The sequence below is a fragment of the Polynucleobacter aenigmaticus genome, assembly GCF_002206635.1.
Lineage (GTDB): Bacteria > Pseudomonadota > Gammaproteobacteria > Burkholderiales > Burkholderiaceae > Polynucleobacter > Polynucleobacter aenigmaticus.
Map to the genome: position 1 here is coordinate 1 of NZ_NGUO01000014.1, position 24,421 is coordinate 24,421.

Genomic DNA, 24,421 nt, shown 5'->3' on the forward strand with positions numbered 1-24,421 from the left:
GCTAAAAAGCTGCTGCTAAGAAGCCTGCTGACTAAAAAGTAGCTGCTAAGAAGCGTCCTGCTGCTAAAAAAGCTAGCTGCTAAGAAGCCTGCTGCTAAAAAAGTAGCTGCTAAGAAGCCTGCTGCTAAGAAGCCTGCTGCTAAGAAGCGTGTAGCTGCAAAAAAAAAGTAAGTAAGCCTGCTGCGAAGAAAGCGGGCAAAGCTGTAAAAAAAGCCCGTGGCTAAAAAAGTTGCTGCTTCAACAACGTTGAATCCAGCTGCTGCTTGGCCCTTCCCAACTGGCACACGTCCATAAGCTCTGCTTGTAGACGGGTGAAGTTCAAAGGGATCTCTCACGAGATCCCTTTTTTATTGCCCATGCCACGTGAGGGCAGCAAATTAGTGTATTTTTAAGGCTTAGAGCGCAAATCCAAAGGCGGATTTGAATTGGTCGGCGATTTCATCTTTACTCATTTGATGATTTTGTGGTCCCTGATGAGTAATTTTGACTGAACCCATCAAGCTAGCAAGTCGACCGGTTGTTTCCCAATCCATACCGTTTTCCAATCCAAACAGCAAGCCGCCACGGAATGCGTCACCACAACCAGTTGGATCAACTACTTTTGCTGCTGGCACTGGTGGAATCGCAATACATTTACCTTCAAAGTAGATATCTGCGCCTTCGGCACCCTTAGTAACAATTAAGGCTTTTACTCTTTCGGCAACTTTAGCGAGGCTTAAACCAGTTCTCTGGGAAAGCATTTCGCCCTCATAGTCATTTACGGCAAGATAACTAGCAATATCGACGAGCTCTAAAAGTTCTGGACCGTTAAACATTGGTAAACCTTGGCCTGGATCGAATACAAATGGAATGCTGGCTTCGGCCAGTTGATGGCAGTGCTCCCACATGCCTTGGCGCCCATCTGGGGCAACAATACCGAATTTTGCTGCGCCTTTGGTGTTTTTATTCCGCTCCACAACCACTGCAGATACTTGATTGAGGTGTGATTCACCCATTGCACCTGGATGAAAAGCGGTAATTTGATTATTGGCTTGATCAGTAGTGATCATGGCTTGGGCAGTAAAGGCTTGCTCGATCTGACGAATATGCGTCGCATCAATTTGGAGTTGCTCAAGGCGATCAAGATAGGGTGCAGCATCACCACCTACTGTTGCCATGATGATGGGATCGCCACCAAGAAGCTTGAGGTTGTATGCAATATTGCCAGCGCAACCGCCGAATTCACGGCGCATAGTGGGTACCAAGAAGGCCACGTTCAGAATATGAATCTGCTCTGGGAGAATTTGATCGGCAAACTTGCCTTCAAAGTTCATGATGGTGTCGTAGGCGATAGAACCGCAGATCAAGCTAGCCATGAATAATTACTTTCTAATAAAAATCAATTGGAATAAGTGTGAATTTGAGTTTGCAGTCTATTTTTCAGGGTAAAAAATTCTGACGCGATAGCCTGCAGCATTTTGCGGCAATGAAATAGGAAGTTCTGAGCGAAAAATGCCACCAGAAGGCGCACCCTGTTTTAAAAATCCGCGATGGGATTCTTGCCAGATGCTGGGCAACCATTCTTGCGGAGAAAATTGAATCGTTTTGATCTCCAATTCTTCTGCATCTGTGAGCACAATTTCTAAATTGGGGAATAAAACAGAGATTGCAAGACGATTTTGTATTTCAACTTGCAGTGTGGATTGATTTAAACCGTTTTTAAAGCCCTCTCGCGCGTTTTCAGGAGAGAGAGTGACAGAAGTTATTTTCCAAGCGGCAAAATCGCTTACAGATCGATTTACACACCCTAGTGCACGACACAATTGCTCATCGAACTTTTGCAAAAGAGAGAAAGCACTTGTTGCAATTGCGGGTGAGCTTCCGTCAACACGTGTTGCTAATGTTGGAAGAAGAGAATTTCTAGAGAGATGCTCTCCAAAAGCGATTAGCAGGATGAAAAAAAGACTAAGAAGGATTAATTTAAGAGTTTTTTTTTGAGCCGGCACCGAAGCATCGGTATTTTTGTCAATCAAGCTCGCTGTATCGCCGTTTTCAGGCAGTGTGCCATGCAAACAAACCCAACCTTCACTCTCTTGCCATACAGCAAGCGTTAGCCATTGGCTATAGGTTGCAATAACTTCTTCAGCTTGGCGGGCAAGCACGCCTGACAAAACAATTTTCCCACCCGACCGCATCTTGTTGACTAATGCAGGAGCAAGTACCTGTAATGGATTGGCCAAAATATTGGCCATCACGATGTCGTATTTAGTTTCCGTTGCAAGTTCTACGGCATCTTCGTTAGGCAGAACAAAGCGAATGACGGTGTGATTGATCTCCGCATTACTATGTGCCGCAACCATCGCTTGCGGGTCGATATCAGTGCCAACTACAGGATTGCAACCGAGTTTTGCTGCGGCAATTGCCAAAATTCCAGAGCCGCAACCGTAATCCAAGAGGCTTTTATTTTGGAGTTGAGTATTTTTTTCGAGCCAGAGTAAGCAAAGGTGTGTGGTCGGGTGGCTACCGGTACCAAATGCTAGGCCGGGGTCTACCGCCAAACAAATGGCATTAGGATCAGTCGGCTCTTCATGCCAAGAGGGAACTACCCAAATACGTTCACCAATTTGAATTGGGGCAAATTGACTCTGGGTTAAACGAACCCAATCTTGCTCTTCAACAATCTTTTCTTCTGGTGCCGGGAGATTAAATCCCGCTTCCTTGAGGGAAGCGAGTAATTCAGGAATGAAATTTACTGCATCGGAATTATCAATTTCTGGATTGAATAGGGCGGTTACTGAAGAGCGATCCCATGCTTGAACCTCTGGTGAGAGTCCAGGTTCGCCATAGAGTGGATTTTCATCGTAACCACCGGCAGCATCATCTTCAACTGTGACTGAAAGGGCGCCCACTTCCAGCAAGGCATCACCCAAAGGCTCTGCAATTTCGGCTGGAACCGTGAAAACGAGTTCACGATAGGACATGCTTACTCCAAATAAACATCAATTAACCTTCAGCTTAGGGCTTGCCACGACTGGCGGCCTGCTCTTCAAGGCGATGTTCCAGATAGTGAATGCTGGTGCCGCCTTCAATGAAGTTGGGATCCAGCATTAATTCACGATGGAGGGGTACGTTGGTTGTAATGCCATCAATTACCATTTCAGAAAGGGCAATTTGCATACGGCGGATCGCTTGCTCGCGAGTATTACCGTAAGAAATCAACTTACCGATCATCGAATCGTAGTGGGATGGCACGACATAGCCACTGTAGGCATGTGAGTCAACACGAATACCAGGGCCACCTGGCATATGGAATGAGCCAATTTTGCCTGGGCTTGGTGTAAATTTAAACGGATCTTCCGCATTGAGACGACATTCAATGGCGTGACCACGGAAAACAATGTCTTTTTGGCGATAGCTGAGCTTGAGACCGGCAGCAATGCGAATTTGTTCTTGAACAATATCAACGCCCGTGATCATTTCGGTGACGGGATGTTCCACTTGAACGCGGGTATTCATCTCAATGAAGAAGAATTCGCCATCTTCGTATAAGAATTCGAAGGTACCTGCGCCGCGGTAGCCAATTTTTCTGCAGGCTTCAGCGCAGCGTTCACCAATTTTGGCAATCAAGCGACGATCAATGCCGGGGGCCGGAGCTTCTTCAATGACTTTTTGGTGGCGACGTTGCATAGAGCAATCACGCTCTCCCAACCAAATAGCGTTACCGTGGGTGTCAGCCAGAATCTGAATCTCTACGTGGCGAGGTTTCTCAAGAAACTTCTCCATATAGACTTCTGGATTACCAAAGGCACGGCCAGCCTCTTCTTTGGTCATGTTGACCGCATTTAAAAGTGCAGCCTCTGTATGAACTACACGCATACCGCGACCACCACCACCACCAGCAGCTTTAATAATGACTGGATAGCCAACGCTTTTTGCAGTGGCAATAATTTCTTTTGGGTTAGCTGTCAATGCGCCTTCAGACCCTGGCACGCAAGGAACGCCCGCTTTGATCATTGCTCGTTTAGCGGAAACCTTATCGCCCATAAGGCGAATGGATGCTGCAGTAGGGCCAATGAATGCAAAACCAGACTTTTCTACGCGTTCAGCAAAGTCGGCATTCTCAGAGAGAAAGCCATACCCTGGGTGAATTGCTTCAGCATCCGTTACTTCTGCCGCCGAAATAATCGCAGGCATATTGAGATAACTCAGTGGCGATGGGGCGGGCCCAATGCAAACAGCTTCGTCTGCAAGCTTCACGTATTTCGCTTCTTTGTCTGCAGTGGAGAACACCACTACAGTTTTAATTCCCAACTCGCGACATGCGCGTTGGATACGGAGAGCAATTTCTCCGCGATTGGCAATCAGAATCTTATCGAACATGTCGGCTCTGAGTTAAGTAACGGTGGATTGGAATAGATCTAGAGAAGATCGATTAGGAATCAATTAAGTGATGATGAACAGTGGCTGATCAAACTCAACACCCTGGCCGTTTTCACACAGAATTTGCTTAATAACGCCGGCTTGCTCAGATTCAATCTCATTGAGGAGCTTCATTGCTTCAATAATGCACAGTGTTTGACCGACCTTAACGGTGTCACCTACTTTGACAAAATCTGGAGACTCCGGATTTGGTGCGCGATAGAAAGTGCCAACCATCGGTGAGCGAGCTACAAAACCAGTTTCTGCGGGAGCTTCTTCTGCTACAGGCGCTGCTACAAGCGGGGCGGCAACAGGAGCGGCTTGCATCCCGTGAACAGGTGCTGGATTGGCATAGACCACATGACCAGCTGGCGCTGACGATCCGGCATTGACGATGCGAACACGATCTTCACCTTCATTGACTTCTAATTCAGAGATTCCTGATTCAGATACGAGGTCAATTAGGGTTTTAAGTTTTCTCAGATCCATGGAAAGGCTTCCTCTCTTGTAATTCTTGGTTAATCTTTATTTTTGTAAACGAGCAATGGCCGCTTGTAGCGCAAATTCATAACCAATTGCTCCTAGGCCACAGATCACACCAGTGGCGATATCGGATAGATAGGAGTGTCTACGGAACTCTTCACGTTGATGAATATTGGACAGATGCACTTCGATAAATGGAATAGCAACTCCGGCCAGGGCATCACGCAAGGCAACGCTAGTATGGGTAAGGGCGCCTGGATTAATGATGATGAAATCTACCCCATCTTGTTTGGCTTTCTGAACTCGATCAATCAATTCGCCTTCATGATTACTTTGGAAGGTGGATAAATCGACTGAATTGGACTTGGCAATCGTGCCAAGATTTGCGTGAATATCTTCTAGAGTAGTTTTGCCGTAAATCTCTGGCTCACGGGTTCCTAGCAAATTAAGGTTGGGACCTTGAATTACGAGAATTGATGTATTTTTCGACATAGATCGATATTTTTAGAGGCAGTTAGATTTAATTACATTAATAAAGCTTTTCTGTAAAACTGCTAACTTCATGAAGAATTCTCTTCACTAGGTATGGAGAAAGTATACCTCCGGAAGCTTGGAATGGACTCAAAAATACTGAAAAAACAGCTGTTTTTTAGAATTTTAAAAGCAGATCTTGCAAAATTTAGGGCTGAAACTACAAATATTGATCTAAATGGCGGGCGCCAATAACCTGCAAAATATCTTATAAAGCAGATTTAATAGCTTTTCTGAGCTCTTCTTCGCTTATCTTACCTAATTTACTGCTAGTGGCTTTGCCTTGCCCATCAATCACGATGGTGTAGGGGAGCGCACCTTGGGAGTTTCCCATTTGTTTCGATAGATTGCTGCCTTCAAGTCCGCCAATCACAATAGGGTAGGAAACAGGGGTTTTTTCAAGAAATTCACGAATATTAGAGGGTGAATCGATACCGATACCGATAAATAACACATTTTGAGCTTTGAACTCTTGTTGTAATTTATCCAAAGTCGGCATTTCTTCAACGCAAGGAGGGCACCAAGAGGCCCAAAAGTTCACCACCAGAACTTTTCCGCGCCACTTTTCGGTATCTGCCAATTTTCCATCGGGTGATTGCCATGGGTTAGCAAAAAAGGCTTTGATCGCAGGGTCGCTCGCTAAACCCGTTTTGTAAATCCACTGCGAAGTCAGGACTCCTGCAAGGAGCGCCAATAGGCCAATTCCGACGATGCTAATCCACTGTCTTCGGTTCATTACTACTCCTTAGCTAAAATTCCCCAATGCATATTCATATCTTGGGCATTTGCGGTACTTTCATGGGCGGCATTGCCGCAATCGCTAGGCAGGCCGGACATCGCGTTACTGGCTGTGATGCCAACGTGTATCCACCAATGAGCACTCAGCTTGAAGCGCAGGGTATTGAGCTCATCGAGGGATTCTCGCCCGACCAATTATTACAGTTTGAGACGATGCCTGATTTATTTGTGATCGGCAATGTCGTTTCGCGTGGCAATCCACTAATGGAGGCCATTCTCAATCAAGGACTGCCTTACACCTCTGGACCGCAATGGTTGGGTGAACAAGTTTTGTTTGGTCGACATGTGTTGGCGGTAGCTGGTACGCACGGCAAAACCACAAGCTCTGCAATGCTGGCTTGGATTTTGGAGTTCAATCATTACAAGCCTGGATATCTCATTGGTGGAGTGCCATTGAATTTCACGGTATCTGCTCATCTAGGCGAGAGCAAATACTTTGTTATCGAGGCCGATGAATACGACACAGCATTTTTTGATAAACGCAGTAAGTTTGTGCACTATCGCCCTCGCACTGCTTTATTAAATAATCTCGAGTTTGATCACGCCGATATTTTTGCAGATCTAGCCGCAATCGAAACGCAGTTTCATCATCTGGTTCGCACTGTACCGGGCGATGGTCTGGTGGTGGTAAATGGTGAAGAGCCTGCATTAGATAGAGTGATTGCTAGAGGAGCTTGGGCGCCAGTGGAAAAGTTTGGGCAGGATAAGAAAAATGCCTGGTCTTTAATTTCTCAAGAGGCTGATGGCTTTATTGTTGTGCACCAGGGCAAAGAGGTGGCAACAGTTCGGTGGGCGCCAGATTCTGGCGTCATGGGTCGCCACAATCAACTCAATGCACTCGCTGCGATTGCCTCTGCAAATCATATTGGTATTTCACCAGCTGATGCCGCGAGTGCTTTGGCTGAGTTTAAGAATGTGAAGCGCCGTTTAGAGACGATTGGTATAGCAAACGAGGTCACGGTGTATGACGATTTTGCACATCACCCAACTGCAATCACCACAACAGTGGATGGCTTACGTCGTCGCGTAGGCCAATCTCGAATCTTGGCAGTACTGGAGCCTCGATCCAATACGATGAAACTCGGCGTCATGAAGGCGCAATTACCTGGTAGCTTAGAGGCCGCTGATAAGATCTTTGCCTATGGAGCTAGCACTGGTAAAGAGTCTTTAGGTTGGGATTTGAATGAAGTCTTGTCTCCACTGAATGTCAAAGAACAAGATCGTGCTTTAGCCTTTGATGATTTAAGTGCTTTGGTAGATGCAGTAGCGAATGAAGCGAAGCCTGGTGATCACATTCTGGTGATGAGTAACGGGGGTTTCGGTGGCGTACATCAAAAAATATTGGCCGCAATACAAAAGAAAGCAAAGTAATTATGAGATTAAAAGACAAAGTAGCCATCGTTACCGGTGCAGCTAAAGGGATTGGTTTTGCAACAGCCAAACGATTCGCCCAAGAGGGCGCCAAAGTCATGATTGCAGATGTCAATTCGGATGCAGTCAAGGCTGCAATGGACCTCATTCCCGGCTCTGAAGCTTACGTCGTGAATGTGACGGATCGCGCGAGCATTGAGGCGGCAGTTGATCAAATCATGCAACGCCATGGCCGTATCGATATTTTGATTAACAATGCCGGTATCACTCAGGACGCGCGCTTGGTCAAAATGACGGAAGCACAATTTGATACGGTCATTGATGTCAATCTCAAAGGTGTATTTAATTGCACGCAACTCGTCGTTCCGCATATGCTGGAAGCTGGTAAAGGTGCGGTTGTTAATGCTTCGAGCGTCGTTGGTATTTACGGTAACTTTGGGCAGACAAACTATTCCGCCACGAAGTTTGGTGTGATTGGTTTCACTAAGACCTGGGCGCGTGAGCTGGGTTCAAAAGGAATTCGTGTGAATGCCGTTTGCCCTGGCTTTATTGCCACCGAGATGGTGAAAGCTATGCCAGAAAATATTTTGCAAGATATCGAGAGGCGCAGTTGGCTAGGCCGCTTAGGCACCCCAGAAGAAATGGCCAACGTGTATTTATTTTTAGCAAGCGACGAAGCAAGTTATGTGAATGGCTTAGCACTTGAGGCCAGCGGCGGGATCTCCCTCTAAGCATGCATCTTTTATATGAAGAGGGTGGCGACATCAAGGTTGCCACAGTCCAGTCCGCTTCCGGGATTGGGGATGCGGAGTCATGGCAGGCGACTAGCCTTTCTGGCAAGAAGATCAAGCTAAAGGCCAAAGAAGTTTGGTTGCGTTTTGAAAAGCCAGAGCCGCAAGCGTTAATGGATGAGGCTCATGCGCTATCAAAAGAGATTGACCTGCAATTTCTTTGGGACTGCGCACCCGATGAAGAGTTTGGTTTAGTCGATGTTGCGCGCGAGTACTTTGGTGCCCAAGCGACTATTCCACAACAAACGGCCTTGGCGATTGCCTTGCAAGGTGCTCCCGTATTCTTTCGACGTAAAGGTCGTGGACGTTTTCAGCGCGCACCGCTTGAGCAATTGCAGGCTGGTTTAGCTGCGCTCGAGCGTAAGCAAAAAGATTTAGAGCAGCAAGCTGCTTGGCAACAAGAGTTAGTGGCTGGTATCTTCCCTGAAATACTGAAGTCCCAAGCAAATCAGCTGTTGTTTTCTCCGGATAAAAATACCTCTGCCTATAAGGCCTTAATCGCAGCTTGTACCGAAGCTGGTGAATCACCTGCGCAACTCATGATTCGCTGTGGTGCAATTGATTCCCCATTGGATTATCACCAAGGGATGTTTTTAAAGGCCCACTTCCCCCACGGCCCTGCTCATGATGCGGGTTTGATGGTGGAGCAATCTGTATTAGATGCCGCTATTGCAGAATTGCCACTAGCGGAAGTAAGTGCTTTTTCAATTGATGATTCAGGTACTACAGAAATTGATGATGCTTTGTCGGTTACTGCGCTTGTAGAGGGCGGGCATCGTATTGGTATTCATATTGCTGCACCAGGTTTAGCCATTTCCAAGGATGACGCTTTGGATCGGGTTGCACGTACTCGCATGTCAACGGTGTACTTCCCTGGCAATAAGATCACGATGTTGCCGGATTCCGTTATTCAACAATTTTCATTGGATGAGGGCGCTGCTCGCCCAGCACTATCGATCTATGTTGATATCGATAGTGCTGGTATGGTGGACAAAGACTCTTTGCAATTACGTGCTGAGATGGTGCCCATGGGAGCCAATCTTCGTTTGGAAAATTTAGAGCATCTCGTGACAGAAGAAAGCCTGGCAGATGAGGGCGCCGACTATCCCTATCGTCAAGAGCTCAGCATCTTGTGGGCAGCAGCTAGGCTCTTGCATGCGGGGCGTCAAGAGCAGCGAGTTGCTAATGGATTGCGTGCAGAACAATTGGGGGTTCTTGATCCCAATGCTTTAGCGAGAGATTTTCATTTTGAAATCAAAGATGTTGAAGGTATACAGCGGGTGGAGATTACCCCTCGCCAGCGTGGATCTATTCTCGATACGATCGTTGCCGAGTGGATGATTTATTGCAACAGCGCTTCAGGGCGTTTGCTAGCTGATCATGGTTTACCGGGGCTGTTCCGTACACAAAAAGGTTGGGGTCCATTGCGTACTCGCATGCAAACCACTCCAGGCCCCCATGAAGGTTTGGGGTTGGACTATTACGCCTGGTGTACCTCGCCACTGCGGCGCTATTCAGATTTGGTAAATCAATGGCAACTCATTGCATTGTCTAGGCATGGCGTCACTGCAAAGATGGTGGCACCATTTCCGCCACGAGATGCAGCTTTGATGGGTATTGCTGCCGATTTTGAGGGATGCTATTCAGCTTACGGCGAATTTCAGGATCGCCTTGAAAAGTACTGGTGCTTGCGCTGGATCGCTCAAGATGAGGCTCCTAAGCAAGTATTTGTCAGGCACCTCAAGGAGGGGATGTCACGAGTTGAACCTATCCCCTTACATTTGCCTGTTCCAGAGCTTGCTACGCATCCTCGCATGACTCGTGCTGAGGTGAGTATTGCAGACGTGGATCTACTGCAACTGAGTGCTGGAGTGCGCGTTCTACAAATTGAAACCCCAGAAGTTCCTGAGAGCGATGCCAGTCCCGCTTAAGCTGAGGCAGACTGCGGAGTATCTAAGGGATGCTTGGCAGCGTTATCCATTTCGCATGGCGCTTTGCATATCGATTTTGCTTCACCTCATCTTTTTGTCATTTCGTTGGGGTGTTGGAGAGATTCAGAATCGGCGTTTAAATACGCCGCTGAGTGTTGTGTTGGTTAATGCCAGTAATCAAGTGGCGCCTAAGCAGGCCAATAAATTAGCTCAGGCAGATTTGCATGGGGGTGGTAACACTGCCAATCAAGATGCTACGGCAATGCATCGGGCAAGACTTGGTGCTGAGGCCCGTCTTGAGGTTTTGGAAAAACAACAAAAACAGATGCTGGCCAAGGTAGATGCGGATCGCGCTCGTTCAGGCGGTCGCAAGAGTGGTGATGAAAACAAGGCCGCATCACAACTCAATTCTTTAGAGGCTGAGTTGGCTAAGCGTTTGCAAGTCAATGGGCGGGAGCCACGTCGTAAGATTTTGACGGGTGCCAGCACAAAAGCGGTTGTATTTGCCCAGTACTACGATGCCATGCGTCAAAAGATAGAAGCTTATGGCAGTACTTTTTTCCCCCGCGCTAATGGCCGCCCTTTGTATGGAAGTCTGATCATTGTCGTGAGTGTGGATGCTCAAGGTCGCATTGCCAATAATGCTCAAGGCAAGGACGGTTTAAGTATTGGACGCAGTTCTGGCAATCCTGAGTTAGATCGACAGGCTATGGCTATTGTTCGTGCGTCTGCCCCTTTCGGACCTTTCCCGATAGAAATGCGCAATCAGATCGACATCTTGGATTGGATCTCTACTTTTGAGTTTGCGCGAGATGGGTCAGATCGTTTGGAGCTACGTCCTTAGCATCCTTAATTAGGGATTGATTGCGAAATTTCGCTTATCCTGTAGTCCATATGAACCCAGCTCATTCAAACGACTTACACACCGACCCTACCCAGTTTCCTGGAATGGATGTTTATGTTGTTGCTGGCAATCCTATTGCACATAGCAAGTCCCCAGCTATTCATAAAAGATTTTCCGAGCAGTCAAATCAAAAAATGCATTACGGCCGTTTGCAGCCTTTGCTAGATGAATTTGCCTCTGCAGCCAAATCCTTTTTTGCCGCTGGTGGTAAGGGCATGAATGTCACCGTGCCATTTAAGTTGGATGCTCAGGAATTGGCTGATGAATTAACCCCTCGTGCGAAATTAGCCGGCGCAGTGAATACCCTGCGCATGGAAAATGGAAAAATATTTGGCGACAACACTGACGGCGCTGGTTTAGCGAGGGATCTGTTGGCCCAGGGTATTGAGATTAAAGGTGCACGTATTTTATTGTTGGGTGCAGGTGGCGCAGCGCGTGGAGTGCTCGGCCCCTTGCTAGAGCAATCCCCAAAAGAATTGATTATTGCCAATCGATCAAATACCAAAGCGGAAGAACTTGTGCAATTATTTGGTGAGCTAGCAATTGCACATCAAGTTGCTCTTCAGTCGGTTACCTTGGGTTATTTAGAAGATGCTGGTAAGACTGCATCTCCTTTTGATCTTATTATTAATGCCACTGCTGCTGGACTGTCTGATAAATCTCCGATTAGTGATGTAGCAGCAAGTCATATTTTTATTCCTCAATCATTTGCGTATGACATGGTTTACGGCAAAGTGACTATGTTTATGCAGCAGGCTCTTCATAGGGGTTCGCGCGTAAGCGATGGTTTGGGTATGCTGGTAGAGCAGGCTGCGGATGCTTTCTTAATCTGGCGCGGTGCACATCTGAATGAAGTGATCGATCCTCGCGCAGTATTGGCGGAACTTCGCGCTTCATAACTGAGGGCTGAGCTTCAATGCGCTGGCTTCGTTACTTTCTGAAGTGTGTGCTGGGTGGTTTCATCGCCATGCAAATCTATTTTGTGATTCAAATTGGCTTATGGGCAGCGCTCAATCCCAGTAGTACGGCTTTTCAGCGGGCCGAGCGTTGGCGTCTTTGTGGATTACATTGGTCTTGCCCAGTGCAATCCTCTTGGGTTCCTTATGACAAGATATCGTCCAATTTAAAACGCGCCGTCTTAGTTAGTGAAGACGATATTTTCTTTCAACACATGGGTGTGCGTGTTGAAGATATGCAAAAAGCGTGGGCAAAGAACCAGCAGGGAAGTGGCAAATCTAAAACTGCCTTGCGTGGTGGATCTACCATTACGCAGCAGTTGGCTAAAAATCTCTTTCTATCTTCGGAGCAGAATTACTTTCGCAAAGCGCAAGAGTTACTCATTACTGGCTTGCTCGAGACCATGCTTTCTAAGCAGCGGCTTTATGAGATTTATCTAAATTCAGTAGAGTGGGGTGAGGGCATCTTTGGTATCGGTGCAGCCTCCCAACACTACTACGGCATCAGCCCTTCCTCACTTAATCGTGAACAGTCTGCAGCATTAGCCTCCGCTTTACCGGCCCCAAAATGTTTTGATAAGGCCCAGTATTGCCGTAAGGCCAATATCCATTTCCCTACGCGACAAGACTTTATTTTGGAGAATATGGATCGGGTGGTTTTAACACCCATTCCGAAACAAAAGGCGCGTTAGTTCTGCCGTAAATTAGTTAGATTTGTTGGATGCGGCTCTCAGTGCATCTCTAGTGGTGATGGCAACTTGTCTGGCGCGCTCAGCAAAATCATTTCCGGAGCTGGCATATAAGATGGCTCTAGAGGAGTTAATGATCATGCCGGTACTTGGTTTATTGGGAATGCGGCCGGCCTTTACAGTGGCGTCGATATCTCCACCCTGAGCACCAATCCCAGGAATAAGCAAAGGCATTTCCCCGACAATGGCACGCACTTTGGCGATTTCCTCCGGGAAGGTCGCACCAACTACGAGACTGACTTGTCCTGATTTATTCCACTGCTGTGCAGCTAGTTTTGCGACATGCAGGTACAAAGGTTCACCATTTGGTGAGACATTTAAGAATTGGAGATCGGAACCTCCTGGGTTGGAGGTGCGACATAAAACAATTACCCCCTTGCCAGCATGTTTCAGGTAAGGCTCGATAGTGTCAAAACCCATATAAGGGTTCACGGTGACTGCATCAGCACCATAGCGCTCAAAAGCCTCTAGGGCGTAGTGGTCGGCAGTACTCCCAATGTCACCACGCTTGGAATCTAGAATGACCGGAATATGGGGATACTTATCCTTGAGGTAGCGCACCAACTTTTCGAGTTGAGCTTCAGCCCTTTGGGATGCGAAATAAGCGAACTGGGGTTTAAAGGCGCAGACCGTATCCGCAGTGGCATCTGCGATCTCCCGACAAAACTCATAAATTCCTTCAGGCTTGCCTTGGAATGTTGTGGGCAAGCGTTTGGGATCTGGGTCAAAGCCCACGCATAACATACTGCCTTGGGAAGCCCATGCAGACTGGAGTTGCTGGGTAAAGGTATTTGGGCTGGAGTTCATTGGGATTAAGCTTATTTTAGTGAGACTGTCATGTTGTATAGGATAAACTAGCGCACATTCCTTAGGAGTTCACCATGATCAACTTGTTCGTCCTGCAAAATGGCCGCCTCTCTCAAGAGCAAGTGGAAGATCGCAATGAATTGTTGCAATATGCCAATCCTATCTGGATCGACGTTGTTGATCCAGAAGAGGAAGAGCTTATATGGATTAAAGAGGCTTTTGGCGTACTTCTCCCTGAATTAGATGATTTGGGCGACTTAGAGGCTTCTGCGCGCTATTTTGAGGCCGATGACGGTCACCTTCATATTCGTACCGATTTCTTATTGGATGAAGAGGAAACCTCTCGTAACGTACGAGTTGCTTTCGTGATGACCAAGCAGGTTTTGTTCTCTATTCATGATGAAGATTTACCGGTATTCCGTTTAGTGCGTTTGCGCGCACGTTTGCGCCCTGGTTCAGTGAGTAATGCAAAAGATGTATTGCTCGACTTGTACTCCACAGATGCTGAGTATTCTGCCGACGCCTTGGAAGAGGTTTATGAAAATCTGGAGCAGGCTGGTAAGCGTGTTCTTCAAGACGATATTTCTGATAATGATGCAGAAGAAGTACTCGAAACGATTGCTAAAGAAGAGGATACGAACGGTCGTATTCGTCGCAATGTGATGGATACACGCCGTGCCTTATCTTTCTTAATGCGTAGCAAACTACTATCTGATGAGCAGCAAGAAGAGGCGCGTCAGATTTTGCGAGATATTGATTCTCTTGAAAACCATACTGCATTCTTGTTCGATAAGATCAACTTCTTGATGGATGCAACGGTCGGCTTCATTAACTTGAACCAAAGTAAGATCATTAAGATCTTCTCCGTGGTATCAGTCGCCCTGATGCCGCCCACCTTGCTCGCTAGTATTTGGGGAATGAACTTCCGCTACATGCCGGAGTTAGAGCAAACTTGGGGCTATCCAGTTGCCATCCTCTCGATGGTGATTTCTGCGATGATTCCGTTGTGGTACTTCCGTCATAAAGGCTGGCTTAGCTCACGTTAAGCAGTACTTGCGACTTAGGTTTTTAGTAGATCTAGAAGTGTTAGTAGCGCGTAATCGCGCGCTTGCTCTCGCACCGTTTGACGATCGCCTAAAAATTGCTTTGTGATGGTGATGGTTTTTACATCATCACCCGCATGTTGTTTGATTGACCAGCCAAAGCAAACAGTGCCGACAGGTTTATCTGGTGAGCCGCCAGTTGGGCCGGCAATGCCAGTGATTGAGAGGGCTACATTCACATCTGCCTTAAGCCTAGCGCCATTTGCCATGGCAGCGGCGACCTGTTCACTGACTGCGCCAAATGATTGAATTGTTTCGGCGGGGACATCCAAGCACTCTGTTTTAGCATCATTGCTATAAGTGATATAGCCACGTTCAAACCAATCACTAGAACCCGCTAAGTCAGTGAGGGTGGCGCAAACCAGGCCGCCAGTGCAAGATTCAGCTAAGGCGATTTTCCATCCACGCTCAATGAGATTGTGCGCAAGTACTTTAGCCAATTCGTGTTGTGGGTCGATATTATTTTTCATAAGAAATAGCTCAATGCCATATGTAGGAGTGCGATTGTGGCGAGGGTGAAAAACGCTGCAGCCAAGTCATCCGCAATAATTCCAAAACCGCGCCACAAAATGTGTTTTAGGCTTGATGGAGAGGAATCGTTGCTACCCTCTAAGTGCTTAAAGTGGCGATCAATCATCCCAATCGGTCCGGGCTTGACGGCATCAAAAAAACGAAAGAGGGTGAATGCCAGGATTTGTGTCCAAAGGTTGGTGGGCGTTATGACAATCAAAACCAACCAGAAGGCGACGATCTCGTCCCACACAATTCCACCAAAATCTTTTTTGCCTAATTCTTCGCTGACCTGACCGCAAATCCAGCATCCTAAAATAATTCCCACGCCAATGATCCAAAAAAACTCTGCGGTGGAGAGAAAGTACTCTCCCACCAAGAATGCGACCCAAGCCCAGAGTGTTCCAGCAGTGCCAGGCGCAAATGGCGCCAACCCACTGCCAAAGCCAAATGCTAAGGCACGACTCGGTTTGCTAAAGACCCATTTAAAGCTTGGGTTTTCTATAGGGGTGTGACGGGTCTGGATATTCATGCGAAATGATCAAACGATTGAAGTAGGGCGTTTGCCTCTAGTTGATTTAGTGTTGCCCCGGCATGATTAATCAGCCTGATCTCGGGCGCGGAATTTTGCATGGACTTAACGCTGCCTATTTGGGTGAGGGGAAGGTTTAAGTTTGCACCGATCTTGGCAATAGCCTCTCGCTGACTAGTGGGGGCGGTAAAACAGAGTTCGTAATCATCTCCACCGCAAGCGGCATATTGGGTTTGGATATCAGCAGATTGCTTAAGTAGTGTGGCGGATTTAGGAATTCGATCTAAGAAGATATCGGCATCTTTATTGGACTGCTTCAAGATGTGTCTTAAGTCTCCTAATAGACCATCTGAAATATCTAAAGCAGAGCTGGCAATTTCCCTCAGGGCGATTCCCAATTCGACCCTAGGGGTCGGCTGATGCATGCGAGGCTCAATAAGCGCTAAATCCGATTTTGAAAGTGTTATTTCATGACGCAGTGCAGCAAGAGTGAGCCGGGCATCTCCAATAGTTCCAGAAACCCAGATGTCATCGTCTTTTAATGCTCCCGATCTTTGAATAGCTTTTTCTTTGGGGATGCCACCAAAAGCAGTAATGCAAATATTGAGTGGACCAGCAGTGGTATCGCCACCAATTAATGGGCAGGAGTATTGATTAGCAATTGCAAATAAGCCTTTGCTAAAGGCCTTCAGCCAGCTCGGATCAGCTTTGGGTAATGCCAGTGCCAGCGTGAAGCCTAAGGGCTTAGCACCCATGGCAGCAAGGTCAGAGAGGTTGACTGCTAAAGCCTTCCAGCCAAGCCACTCTGGATTGGCATCTTCAAAAAAGTGCCGTCCGCAGACCAGCATGTCGCTGGTAATGGCAATTTCTTCATGGGGGCCTGTTTTTAATAAGGCGCAATCATCGCCAATTCCAAGAGTCACGGATCCAGGGTTTGCAGCAAGCATAGCTTCGGACTGCGTTTTAAAGAAACGCTGAATCACATCAAATTCGCCAAGTGGGGAGGATTGAGATTGCATGCCTCATTTTATGGCTCTTATGACTCTTTCATCTGAGAGGAATAGAATTAGAAGCTTGAATAAGTCTAATTGATGAGTGAGCTGATGAGTAAACCAAGCAATAGCAGCAAAGAACAACAAATAGCGGATTTAAGAGCAGCTGCTCTCCACTATCACGAGTTTCCTGTTCCAGGTAAAATCGAAATTGCCCCAACCAAGCAGTTAACCAATCAGCGGGACCTCGCTTTGGCCTACACCCCAGGTGTTGCTGCAGCTTGCGAAGAGATCGTCAAAGACCCTGCCAATGCATTCCGCTACACAGCGCGCGGTAATTTGGTTGGTGTGATTACCAACGGTACCGCAGTATTGGGTCTAGGTAATATTGGACCCCTAGCCAGTAAGCCAGTGATGGAAGGTAAGGCCGTTCTCTTTAAGAAATTTGCTGGCATCGACGTGTTCGATATCGAAGTGAATGAGAATGATCCAGATAAGTTAGTTGAAATCATTGCAGCGCTTGAGCCAACTTTTGGTGGTATCAATTTAGAAGACATTAAGGCACCAGACTGCTTTGTTGTTGAGCGAAAATTACAAGCGCGCATGAAGATTCCGGTCTTTCATGATGATCAACATGGAACTGCGATTGTGGTTGCCGCTGCTATTTTGAATGGCCTAAAAGTGGTTGGCAAAGATATTGATAAAGTGAAGCTGGTGACCTCTGGTGCTGGCGCTGCTGCTTTGGCTTGCTTAGATCTATTGGTAGATCTTGGCATTCCCCGTAAAAATATTTGGGTGACTGACTTGGCTGGTGTGGCCTACAAGGGTCGTAAAGAATTAATGGACCCTGAGAAGGAGCCATTCTGCCAAGAGACAGAATTGCGCACGCTCGATCAAGCAATTGAAGGCGCTGATATTTTCTTGGGTCTTTCTGCTGGCGGCGTGCTTAAGCAAGACATGGTTAAGAAGATGGCGCCTAAGCCGTTGGTATATGCCTTGGCAAATCCAACCCCAGAGATTCTGCCGGAAGAGGTAAAAGAAGTTCGCCCTGATGCTGTGATGGCCACTGGCCGCACGGACTACCCAAATCAAGTAAACAACGTTTTATGTTTCCCATTTATTTTCCGTGGCGCCCTAGACGTCGGTGCTACCACCATTACGCGTGGAATGGAAGTTGCGGCAGTCAAGGCTGTAGCGGAGTTGGCTCAAGCTGAGCAGAGTGAGATTGTTACCTCTGTGTACGGTATTGAGAACCTATCTTTTGGTCCAGAGTATCTGATTCCGAAGCCATTTGATCCACGCTTAATTACCGTGATCGCTCCTGCTGTTGCTAAAGCTGCGATGGATGATGGTGTTGCACAACGTCCAATTAAAGATTTTGATGCATACCGCAATCAACTGCAACAATTTGTGTATCACTCTGGCACTTTGATGAAGCCATTGTTTAGCATTGCTAAGCGTGTATCTGCAGGTCAAAAGCGGATCGTATTTGCCGAGGGTGAAGATGAGCGTGTATTGCGCGCTGTTCAAATCATTATTGATGAGCATTTAGCTACACCGATCCTGATTGGGCGACCAGCAGTCATCGAGCATCGAATTGAAAAATTCGGACTACGTATTAAGCCTGGTGAAGATTTTGAGATTGTCAATCCAGAAAACGATTCTCGCTTCCGCGATTTCTGGCAGACCTATTTAGCTTTGACTGAACGCAAGGGTGTTACGGAGTCTTTTGCTAAGCTAGAAATGCGTCGCCGTAATAGTTTGATCGGATCAATCCTGATCAGCAAAGGAATGGCTGATGGCATGATTTGTGGAACAGTGGGCAACTTAGCGACACATTTGAAGTATGTTGATGAGGTAGTTGGTCATGAACCTGGCGCCAATGTCTACGGTGCTATGTCTGGCTTAATTTTGCCTGGCCGCCAAGTATTCTTGGTGGATACCCATGTGAACATCGATCCCACTGCTGAGCAGTTGGCTGAACTCACATTGATGGCTGCAAACGAAATGCGTAAATTAGGGATTGCTCCGAAAGTAGCGCTCTTGTCTCACTCTAACTTTGGCTCAAGCAGTGCACCTTCCGCAGTCAAAATGCGCGAAGTGTTGGCTTTGATTCAAAAAGCAGACCCAGGCCTTGAGGTTGATGGTGAGATGCATGGCGATAGCGCTTTAGATGAAACCATTCGCGCTGGCGCAGTGACTTCTTCTCCACTCAAAGGCGATGCGAATTTATTGGTCTTGCCAAATATTGATGCTGCTAACATTTCTTACAACTTGCTAAAGACTGCTGCTGGTAACGGCATTGCAATCGGACCTTTGCTTTTAGGTGTGGCTAAGCCAATTCATATTTTGACGCCAGCAGCTACAGTGCGTCGTATTGTGAATGTGACTACTTTGGCAGTGGTTGAGGCGGCTAGCAATGCTAGAGGGACTGCTTAATACCTGAGTAGCTGGTTTTATTTATGTTAGTTAGTAATAACTAACATAAATAATTCTTATATAAATCAACTGTTTATATAAAATGCACTGTAATTGGGCTTGATTTGATAGCGTGTTAAGGGTAACCTAGCACCCATCATGAATAATCGCTCTGAAAACGGCACTACAGCAGGCTTCGAAGAACATAGTCGAGCTGAAAGTTGGGATAGCAACGATAGACTCGAAACAGAGTCTTCTGCGGCCAACATCTATGCCGAGGGTGGTTTATCTCGTTTACAAACCTATGCAGCAAATCAAGTTTCGGGGAAAAAAGTGACAGCTTCTTGGCGTGCCGCTTTGGCCGTTCGCGATGCCGGACCGCCGGCAATGTTGCGCAGTGTGCGCCCAAACATCGTGCAATCGATTCGTGCTTTCCGCACTCCTGACCTACAGGAAGCGGCTACTGAGCTTGGCCAACATTTCATTTACGCTAATTGTGCGAATGCAATGACTAAAGGCGAAGTTTTGGAAGCGATTGCGATTGCCTATACATTCACCAAGCAACAAGCAAAGAATTTTGATCCTTTGCTCGATGCATTAACAACTACTGTTGATAAGTCTGGCCCACAGCCAGGTTTTGTAGTGGTGCTCGAAGGCTTGCCTTGCACCCAGAAGTTCGACAAAGAAGCTCGTGAAACTCTTTTGGATGTTTTCCGCGATGCAGTGGATTTCTGGTCTGAGCGCCGTACACCTTATCGGGTGTTCTACTCATTTGCATAAGTAAGTAACTAAGCAAGAAAGAATTAAATCAGCAAAAATCGCCTCTAACCGAGGCGATTTTGCATTTCTGGGCCCCAAATACTGTGTACGGCAGTAATAGCAACAATGCCTGCTGTCTCGGTACGCAAGACCCGATCCCCCAAAGAGACAATCTGATAACCGGTAGCCTGCGCCTGCGTCTCTTCCTCTGGCGAATGACCACCTTCAGGCCCAATCATGAGAATAATATCTTGGGGTGGGGTATTCATTAACACTGAATAGAGACTTTTGTCGGTATCTGGGCTTAAAAGTAGCTTAAGTTTAGCTTTTTGAGGCTTTTGTAGGTAACTCTCAAAAGTCTGTACCGCTTCCACGGTAGCTAATACCGTACGATCACATTGCTCACAGGCCGCCTGCACGATACCTTGCCAATGCAAAAGTCGCTTTTGAGCCCGCTCAGCATCGCTAGAGCGCGTTAATTTAATTACTGAGCGCTCGCATTGCAGTGGGGCAATGACCTGGGCACCAGTCTCTATAGCCTTCTCAACGATCCAGTCCATCTTGTCGCCGCCAGCAAGGCCTTGAGCCAAGGTGATTGCGTAGGGACTCTCACGATGGGTATCGAGGCGAATTTCACTGAGTTCTGCTTCGCCAGCCTTATTGCTAAGAGCAAGCAGTTTTGCTTGGGCAACCTGGCCTTTTCCGTCAAAAATGGGGAAGAATTCACCGACCTGAATGCGGCGAACGCGCAAATGATGAACAAGCTCAGGAGTGAGGATGTTTGGCTTTTGGGTTTCCCACGGCCCGGGAAGATAAAATTGAGGCATTACTGCAATATAGCTAATTTATTTTCCTCGAGACCAAATTTACGATGTCAAATCTTCAAATTCGCATGGCCAACGCCATTCGTGCTTTATCCATGGATGCAGTACAACAAGCCAACTCAGGTCATCCGGGAATGCCAATGGGCATGGCTGATATTGCGGTCGGTCTTTGGAATGAACATTTACAACACAATCCAACGGATCCACATTGGATGAATCGCGATCGTTTCGTTTTATCAAACGGCCATGGATCCATGTTGTTGTATTCCTTGTTGCATCTCACTGGTTACGACTTGCCTATGAGCGAGTTGAAAAATTTCCGTCAGTTACACAGTAAAACTGCTGGTCATCCTGAATATGGAATTACTCCTGGCGTAGAAACCACTACTGGACCTTTGGGTCAGGGAATTTCAAATGCGGTGGGCATGGCACTTGCTGAAAAATTATTAGCAGAAGAATTTAATCGTCCAGGTAGCAAGATTGTTGATCACTACACCTATGTATTTTTGGGTGATGGTTGTTTGATGGAGGGCATCAGTCATGAAGTGTGTTCATTGGCTGGCACTCTCAAACTGAATAAGTTAATTGCGCTGTGGGATGACAACGGCATCTCGATTGATGGCAAGGTGGTTTCTTGGTTTAACGAAGATACGCCAAAGCGTTTTGAGGCATACGGTTGGAATGTTCTGCGCGATGTCGATGGCCATGATGCGGAGGCCGTCTCTAGTGCCATTGCAAAAGCAAAGAAGAGCGATAAGCCTACCTTTATCTGTTGTAAGACTGCGATTGGTCAAGGCTCTCCAAATATGGCGGGTAGCGATAAGGTGCATGGCTCACCACTAGGTGCTGCTGAGATTGCCGCGACTCGGGTTGCATTGAACTGGCCATATGCTCCGTTTGAAATTCCGAAAGATATTTATGAGGCTTGGGATTTTAAGAAACGCGGTCAAGCAGCTGAGCACGAGTGGAATAAAGAATTCCAAGCGTACAAAAATAAATATCCAGAACTTGCTTCAGAATTACAGCGTCGCATGCAGGGAGATTTATCTAAGGACTTCTCAAAAACTTTAGATACTTATGTAAAGACCTGTGAAAGCAAGGCGGAAACAATTGCCACCCGCAAGGCCAGTCAAAATGCGATCGAAGCATTGGCTCCTGCTTTGCCAGAATTTATGGGTGGCTCTGCTGATTTAACTGGTTCCAACTTAACCAACTGGTCTTCATGTAAAGCAGTGCGTGCTGATCAGTGGGGCAACCATATTAATTATGGTGTGCGTGAATTTGGTATGAGTGCCATCATGAATGGCATCGCCTTGCATGGTGGATACATCCCATTTGGCGGCACTTTCCTAACCTTCTCTGATTACAGTCGTAATGCCTTACGCATGGCTGCATTGATGAAGCTACGCAGCATCTTTGTATTTACGCATGACTCTATTGGCTTAGGCGAAGATGGCCCAACCCATCAGTCTGTTGAGCATGTGGCTAGTTTGCGCCTCATTCCGAATTTGACGGTGTGGCGTCCTTGTGACACCACTGAGAGCGCAGTGGCTTGGGGCTCGGCGATTGAGCGCAAGCATGGTCCAAGCGCGTTGATCTTTAGTCGTCAAAATTGCCCATTTGTTTCACGCAACAGTCAGCAAGTGAAAGATATTGCACGTGGTGGATATGTATTGCGTGATCCCAAGAAAGCAAAAATCGATGCCGTTATCATTGCGACTGGCTCTGAAATTGCTTTGGCTTTGCAAACCGCTGAGCGTTTGGAGGGGGAAGGTTTTGGTATTCGCGTCGTGTCCATGCCTTCAACTACAGTCTTTGATCAGCAAGATTCTGCTTTTAAAGTAAAAGTCTTACCTGCAGATATTCCACGTATTGCTGTTGAAGCGGGTGTAAGTGATTTCTGGTGGAAGTATGGTTGCGCAGCAGTGCATGGTGTAGACACCTTTGGTGAATCAGCGCCAGCGCCAGTGCTCTATGAATACTTTGGCTTAACTGTCGATCAGATCGCTAAAACAGTGAAGCAATGTATTGCAAAGAAAAAATAATTTAGCTGTTTAAGAATTTAATATTAGCAAGGGGAATGGAATGACAATTCGTGTCGCAATTAATGGTTATGGCCGTATTGGCCGCATGGTCTTGCGTGCTTTGTATGAAGATCAAGTTAATGGCAAACCTAGGCGTGATATCAAAATCGTGGCAATTAATGCCATGGGTGATATCGATATCAACGCACACCTCACGCAATATGATTCTGCGCATGGACGTTTTCCAGCTGAAGTAAAAGTAGATGGTGATTGCATGGTGGTGAATGGCGATCGCATCAAAATGTTCTCCACTCGCAATCCTTTGGAAACTCCTTGGGGTGAATTGGGTGTGGATTTGGTTTTAGAGTGCTCCGGTAAGTTCACTTCAAAAGAAAAAGCCATGGTGCACATCTCCCAAGGTGCGAAGAAAGTATTGATTTCTGCTCCGGGTGAAAAAGATGTGGATGCCACGATTGTGTATGGCGTTAATCAACAAGTATTAAAGCCAAGCGATATTGTGGTTTCCAATGCCAGCTGTACAACGAACTGTTTGGCCCCATTGGTTAAGCCATTGCTAGAAAAGATTGGTATTGAGTCTGGCTTGATGACCACCATTCACGCATTTACCAATGACCAAGTCCTCACTGACGTGTATCACAATGATATGCGTCGTGCGCGCTCTGCCGTGACCAGCATGATTCCAACCAAGACGGGTGCTGCAAAAGCAGTTGGATTAGTGTTACCAGCATTAGCAGGTCGTTTTGATGGTTTTGCAATGCGTGTGCCAGTGATTAACGTTTCTGTAGTGGATTTAACCTTTGCCGCTAGCCGTCCTACCAGCGTGGATGAGGTCAATTCGATCCTCAAGGCTGCCAGTGAGGGTGAATTGAAGGGTATTTTGGGCTTCAATACCTTGCCACTGGTTTCCATCGACTTTAATCATGATCCACGTCCAAGTATTTATGATGCTTCCCAGACTCGCGTTTCTGCGGATGGCAAGCTCGTTAAGGTTTTGGCTTGGTATGACAACGAGTGGGGTTATTCAGTTCAAATGCTCAATGCGGCCGAAGCTTTGATGGCTGTAAACTAATCTTCTATTGGTTAAAATTCGATAAAAGTTGGCTTTATATGTAAAAAAGACCTCAATTGAACTGACCCACAAAAGTTGGACAGTTTAATCAGGTTAGCACGAGGGATTGAGTTCGGTATTGAACCGGGCTCAATCCCTTTAGTTTTTCCTTGATTCGATCATGGTTGTAGTAGTGGATGTAGTCCTTAAGCTCCGTTTTAAATGATTGAACATCTGAGAACTTCTTTTGGTAGAAGAACTCGGTTTTCATAATCCCAAACCAGTTTTCCATGACTGCGTTATCCAGACAGTTTCCTTTTCTAGACATGCTTTGGCTAAGACCTTGTACCTTCAAAGCCTGTTGATAAATCCCCATTTGGTATTGCCAGCCTTGGTCTGAGTGCAATACCGGTTGAGGCTGGCTGCATCCTCTAAGACGTTTAAATGCCACTTTTAGCATCTCCATCACCA

The 24,421-nt window shown here is 46.8% G+C and carries 23 protein-coding genes and 2 pseudogenes; 12 read left to right on the plus strand and 13 right to left on the minus strand.

Translation table 11 applies throughout. From position 1 onward, the window contains the following. Window positions 1-35 precede the first annotated feature (35 nt). Window positions 36-294, plus strand: a pseudogene (locus CBI30_RS11320) (histone); the annotation flags it as partial. Window positions 295-395: 101 nt separating this feature from the next. Here CBI30_RS11320 and CBI30_RS09030 read toward each other — a convergent pair. The 7 genes and pseudogenes from CBI30_RS09030 to CBI30_RS09055 form a co-directional block, all read right to left on the minus strand. Beyond that, the gene (locus CBI30_RS09030; protein ID WP_088527976.1) at window positions 396-1,355 is read right to left on the minus strand and encodes a carbohydrate kinase family protein; all 960 of its coding nucleotides are present in this window, start codon (window positions 1,353-1,355) and stop codon (window positions 396-398) included. Between the two features lie 57 nt (window positions 1,356-1,412). Next, window positions 1,413-1,985, minus strand: a complete 573-nt coding sequence (locus tag CBI30_RS11325; protein WP_240553556.1) for a DUF3426 domain-containing protein — start codon at window positions 1,983-1,985, stop codon at window positions 1,413-1,415. Between the two features lie 42 nt (window positions 1,986-2,027). After that, window positions 2,028-2,960 (minus strand): annotated as a pseudogene (gene prmA, locus CBI30_RS11330) (50S ribosomal protein L11 methyltransferase); the annotation flags it as partial. Window positions 2,961-2,994: 34 nt separating this feature from the next. Beyond that, window positions 2,995-4,359 (minus strand): acetyl-CoA carboxylase biotin carboxylase subunit, encoded by a 1,365-nt coding sequence (gene accC / locus CBI30_RS09040; RefSeq protein WP_088527978.1) that lies wholly within the window; start codon window positions 4,357-4,359, stop codon window positions 2,995-2,997. Window positions 4,360-4,422: 63 nt separating this feature from the next. Continuing rightward, on the minus strand, window positions 4,423-4,887 hold the full coding sequence (gene accB / locus CBI30_RS09045) for an acetyl-CoA carboxylase biotin carboxyl carrier protein (RefSeq protein WP_088527979.1): 465 nt from the start codon (window positions 4,885-4,887) through the stop codon (window positions 4,423-4,425). A gap of 36 nt (window positions 4,888-4,923) precedes the next feature. Continuing rightward, window positions 4,924-5,373 (minus strand): type II 3-dehydroquinate dehydratase, encoded by a 450-nt coding sequence (aroQ, locus tag CBI30_RS09050; protein WP_088527980.1) that lies wholly within the window; start codon window positions 5,371-5,373, stop codon window positions 4,924-4,926. Window positions 5,374-5,620: 247 nt separating this feature from the next. After that, entirely contained in the window at window positions 5,621-6,148 is a 528-nt protein-coding gene (locus CBI30_RS09055; protein ID WP_088527981.1) for a TlpA family protein disulfide reductase, read from the minus strand. 26 nt (window positions 6,149-6,174) lie between these two features. On the opposite strand from CBI30_RS09055, the gene mpl reads away from it, so the two are divergent. Genes mpl through mtgA form a run of 6 tightly spaced genes read left to right on the plus strand, consistent with a single transcriptional unit; the run spans window position 6,175 to window position 12,855 of the window. Next, on the plus strand, window positions 6,175-7,581 hold the full coding sequence (mpl, locus tag CBI30_RS09060; protein ID WP_088527982.1) for a UDP-N-acetylmuramate:L-alanyl-gamma-D-glutamyl-meso-diaminopimelate ligase: 1,407 nt from the start codon (window positions 6,175-6,177) through the stop codon (window positions 7,579-7,581). Window positions 7,582-7,583: 2 nt separating this feature from the next. Next, on the plus strand, window positions 7,584-8,312 hold the full coding sequence (gene fabG, locus CBI30_RS09065; RefSeq protein ID WP_088527983.1) for a 3-oxoacyl-ACP reductase FabG: 729 nt from the start codon (window positions 7,584-7,586) through the stop codon (window positions 8,310-8,312). Window positions 8,313-8,314: 2 nt separating this feature from the next. Then, a complete protein-coding gene (locus tag CBI30_RS09070) occupies window positions 8,315-10,303 on the plus strand; it encodes a ribonuclease catalytic domain-containing protein (RefSeq protein ID WP_088527984.1) in 1,989 nt (662 codons plus the stop codon). Then, window positions 10,287-11,147, plus strand: coding sequence for an energy transducer TonB family protein (locus CBI30_RS09075; protein WP_088527985.1), 861 nt, complete (start codon window positions 10,287-10,289; stop codon window positions 11,145-11,147). Before CBI30_RS09070 ends, CBI30_RS09075 begins: the two co-directional genes overlap by 17 nt. A gap of 50 nt (window positions 11,148-11,197) precedes the next feature. Beyond that, the gene (aroE, locus tag CBI30_RS09080) at window positions 11,198-12,106 is read left to right on the plus strand and encodes a shikimate dehydrogenase (protein ID WP_088527986.1); all 909 of its coding nucleotides are present in this window, start codon (window positions 11,198-11,200) and stop codon (window positions 12,104-12,106) included. Window positions 12,107-12,123: 17 nt separating this feature from the next. Then, entirely contained in the window at window positions 12,124-12,855 is a 732-nt protein-coding gene (gene mtgA, locus CBI30_RS09085; protein WP_088527987.1) for a monofunctional biosynthetic peptidoglycan transglycosylase, read from the plus strand. Window positions 12,856-12,867: 12 nt separating this feature from the next. Here mtgA and pyrF read toward each other — a convergent pair whose 3' ends face one another. Further along, a complete protein-coding gene (pyrF, locus tag CBI30_RS09090) occupies window positions 12,868-13,719 on the minus strand; it encodes an orotidine-5'-phosphate decarboxylase (protein ID WP_088527988.1) in 852 nt (283 codons plus the stop codon). Window positions 13,720-13,793: 74 nt separating this feature from the next. Between pyrF and corA the strand changes: the two genes are divergently transcribed. Further along, a complete protein-coding gene (corA, locus tag CBI30_RS09095; protein WP_088527989.1) occupies window positions 13,794-14,765 on the plus strand; it encodes a magnesium/cobalt transporter CorA in 972 nt (323 codons plus the stop codon). 14 nt (window positions 14,766-14,779) lie between these two features. On the opposite strand, the gene CBI30_RS09100 is transcribed toward corA, so the two are convergent. Genes CBI30_RS09100 through thiL form a run of 3 tightly spaced genes read right to left on the minus strand, consistent with a single transcriptional unit; the run spans window position 14,780 to window position 16,883 of the window. Next, window positions 14,780-15,292, minus strand: a complete 513-nt coding sequence (locus tag CBI30_RS09100; RefSeq protein ID WP_088527990.1) for a CinA family protein — start codon at window positions 15,290-15,292, stop codon at window positions 14,780-14,782. Further along, window positions 15,289-15,864 (minus strand): phosphatidylglycerophosphatase A family protein, encoded by a 576-nt coding sequence (locus CBI30_RS09105; protein WP_088527991.1) that lies wholly within the window; start codon window positions 15,862-15,864, stop codon window positions 15,289-15,291. The genes CBI30_RS09100 and CBI30_RS09105 overlap by 4 nt, the downstream gene beginning before the upstream one ends. Next, window positions 15,861-16,883: a thiamine-phosphate kinase gene (gene thiL / locus CBI30_RS09110; protein WP_088527992.1), complete on the minus strand. Its 1,023-nt coding sequence runs from the start codon at window positions 16,881-16,883 to the stop codon at window positions 15,861-15,863. Before thiL ends, CBI30_RS09105 begins: the two co-directional genes overlap by 4 nt. Window positions 16,884-16,967: 84 nt before the next feature. Between thiL and CBI30_RS09115 the strand changes: the two genes are divergently transcribed. Together CBI30_RS09115 and CBI30_RS09120 are read left to right on the plus strand one after the other, a co-directional pair. Then, complete coding sequence (locus tag CBI30_RS09115; RefSeq protein ID WP_088527997.1) at window positions 16,968-19,295, plus strand: NADP-dependent malic enzyme; 2,328 nt, start codon at window positions 16,968-16,970, stop codon at window positions 19,293-19,295. A 138-nt stretch (window positions 19,296-19,433) separates the two neighbouring features. Then, a complete protein-coding gene (locus CBI30_RS09120) occupies window positions 19,434-20,054 on the plus strand; it encodes a barstar family protein (protein ID WP_088527993.1) in 621 nt (206 codons plus the stop codon). A gap of 44 nt (window positions 20,055-20,098) precedes the next feature. On the opposite strand, the gene CBI30_RS09125 is transcribed toward CBI30_RS09120, so the two are convergent. Further along, window positions 20,099-20,860, minus strand: a complete 762-nt coding sequence (locus tag CBI30_RS09125) for a 16S rRNA (uracil(1498)-N(3))-methyltransferase (RefSeq protein ID WP_088527994.1) — start codon at window positions 20,858-20,860, stop codon at window positions 20,099-20,101. Between the two features lie 44 nt (window positions 20,861-20,904). Here CBI30_RS09125 and tkt point away from each other — a divergent pair, with 44 nt between their 5' ends. Together tkt and gap are read left to right on the plus strand one after the other, a co-directional pair. Further along, on the plus strand, window positions 20,905-22,902 hold the full coding sequence (tkt, locus tag CBI30_RS09130; protein WP_088527995.1) for a transketolase: 1,998 nt from the start codon (window positions 20,905-20,907) through the stop codon (window positions 22,900-22,902). Between the two features lie 40 nt (window positions 22,903-22,942). Continuing rightward, window positions 22,943-23,971 (plus strand): type I glyceraldehyde-3-phosphate dehydrogenase, encoded by a 1,029-nt coding sequence (gene gap / locus CBI30_RS09135; protein ID WP_088527996.1) that lies wholly within the window; start codon window positions 22,943-22,945, stop codon window positions 23,969-23,971. An 88-nt stretch (window positions 23,972-24,059) separates the two neighbouring features. Here gap and CBI30_RS09140 read toward each other — a convergent pair. Continuing rightward, on the minus strand, window positions 24,060-24,421 hold a 362-nt coding region (locus CBI30_RS09140), incomplete at its 5' end, for an IS3 family transposase (protein ID WP_143744378.1).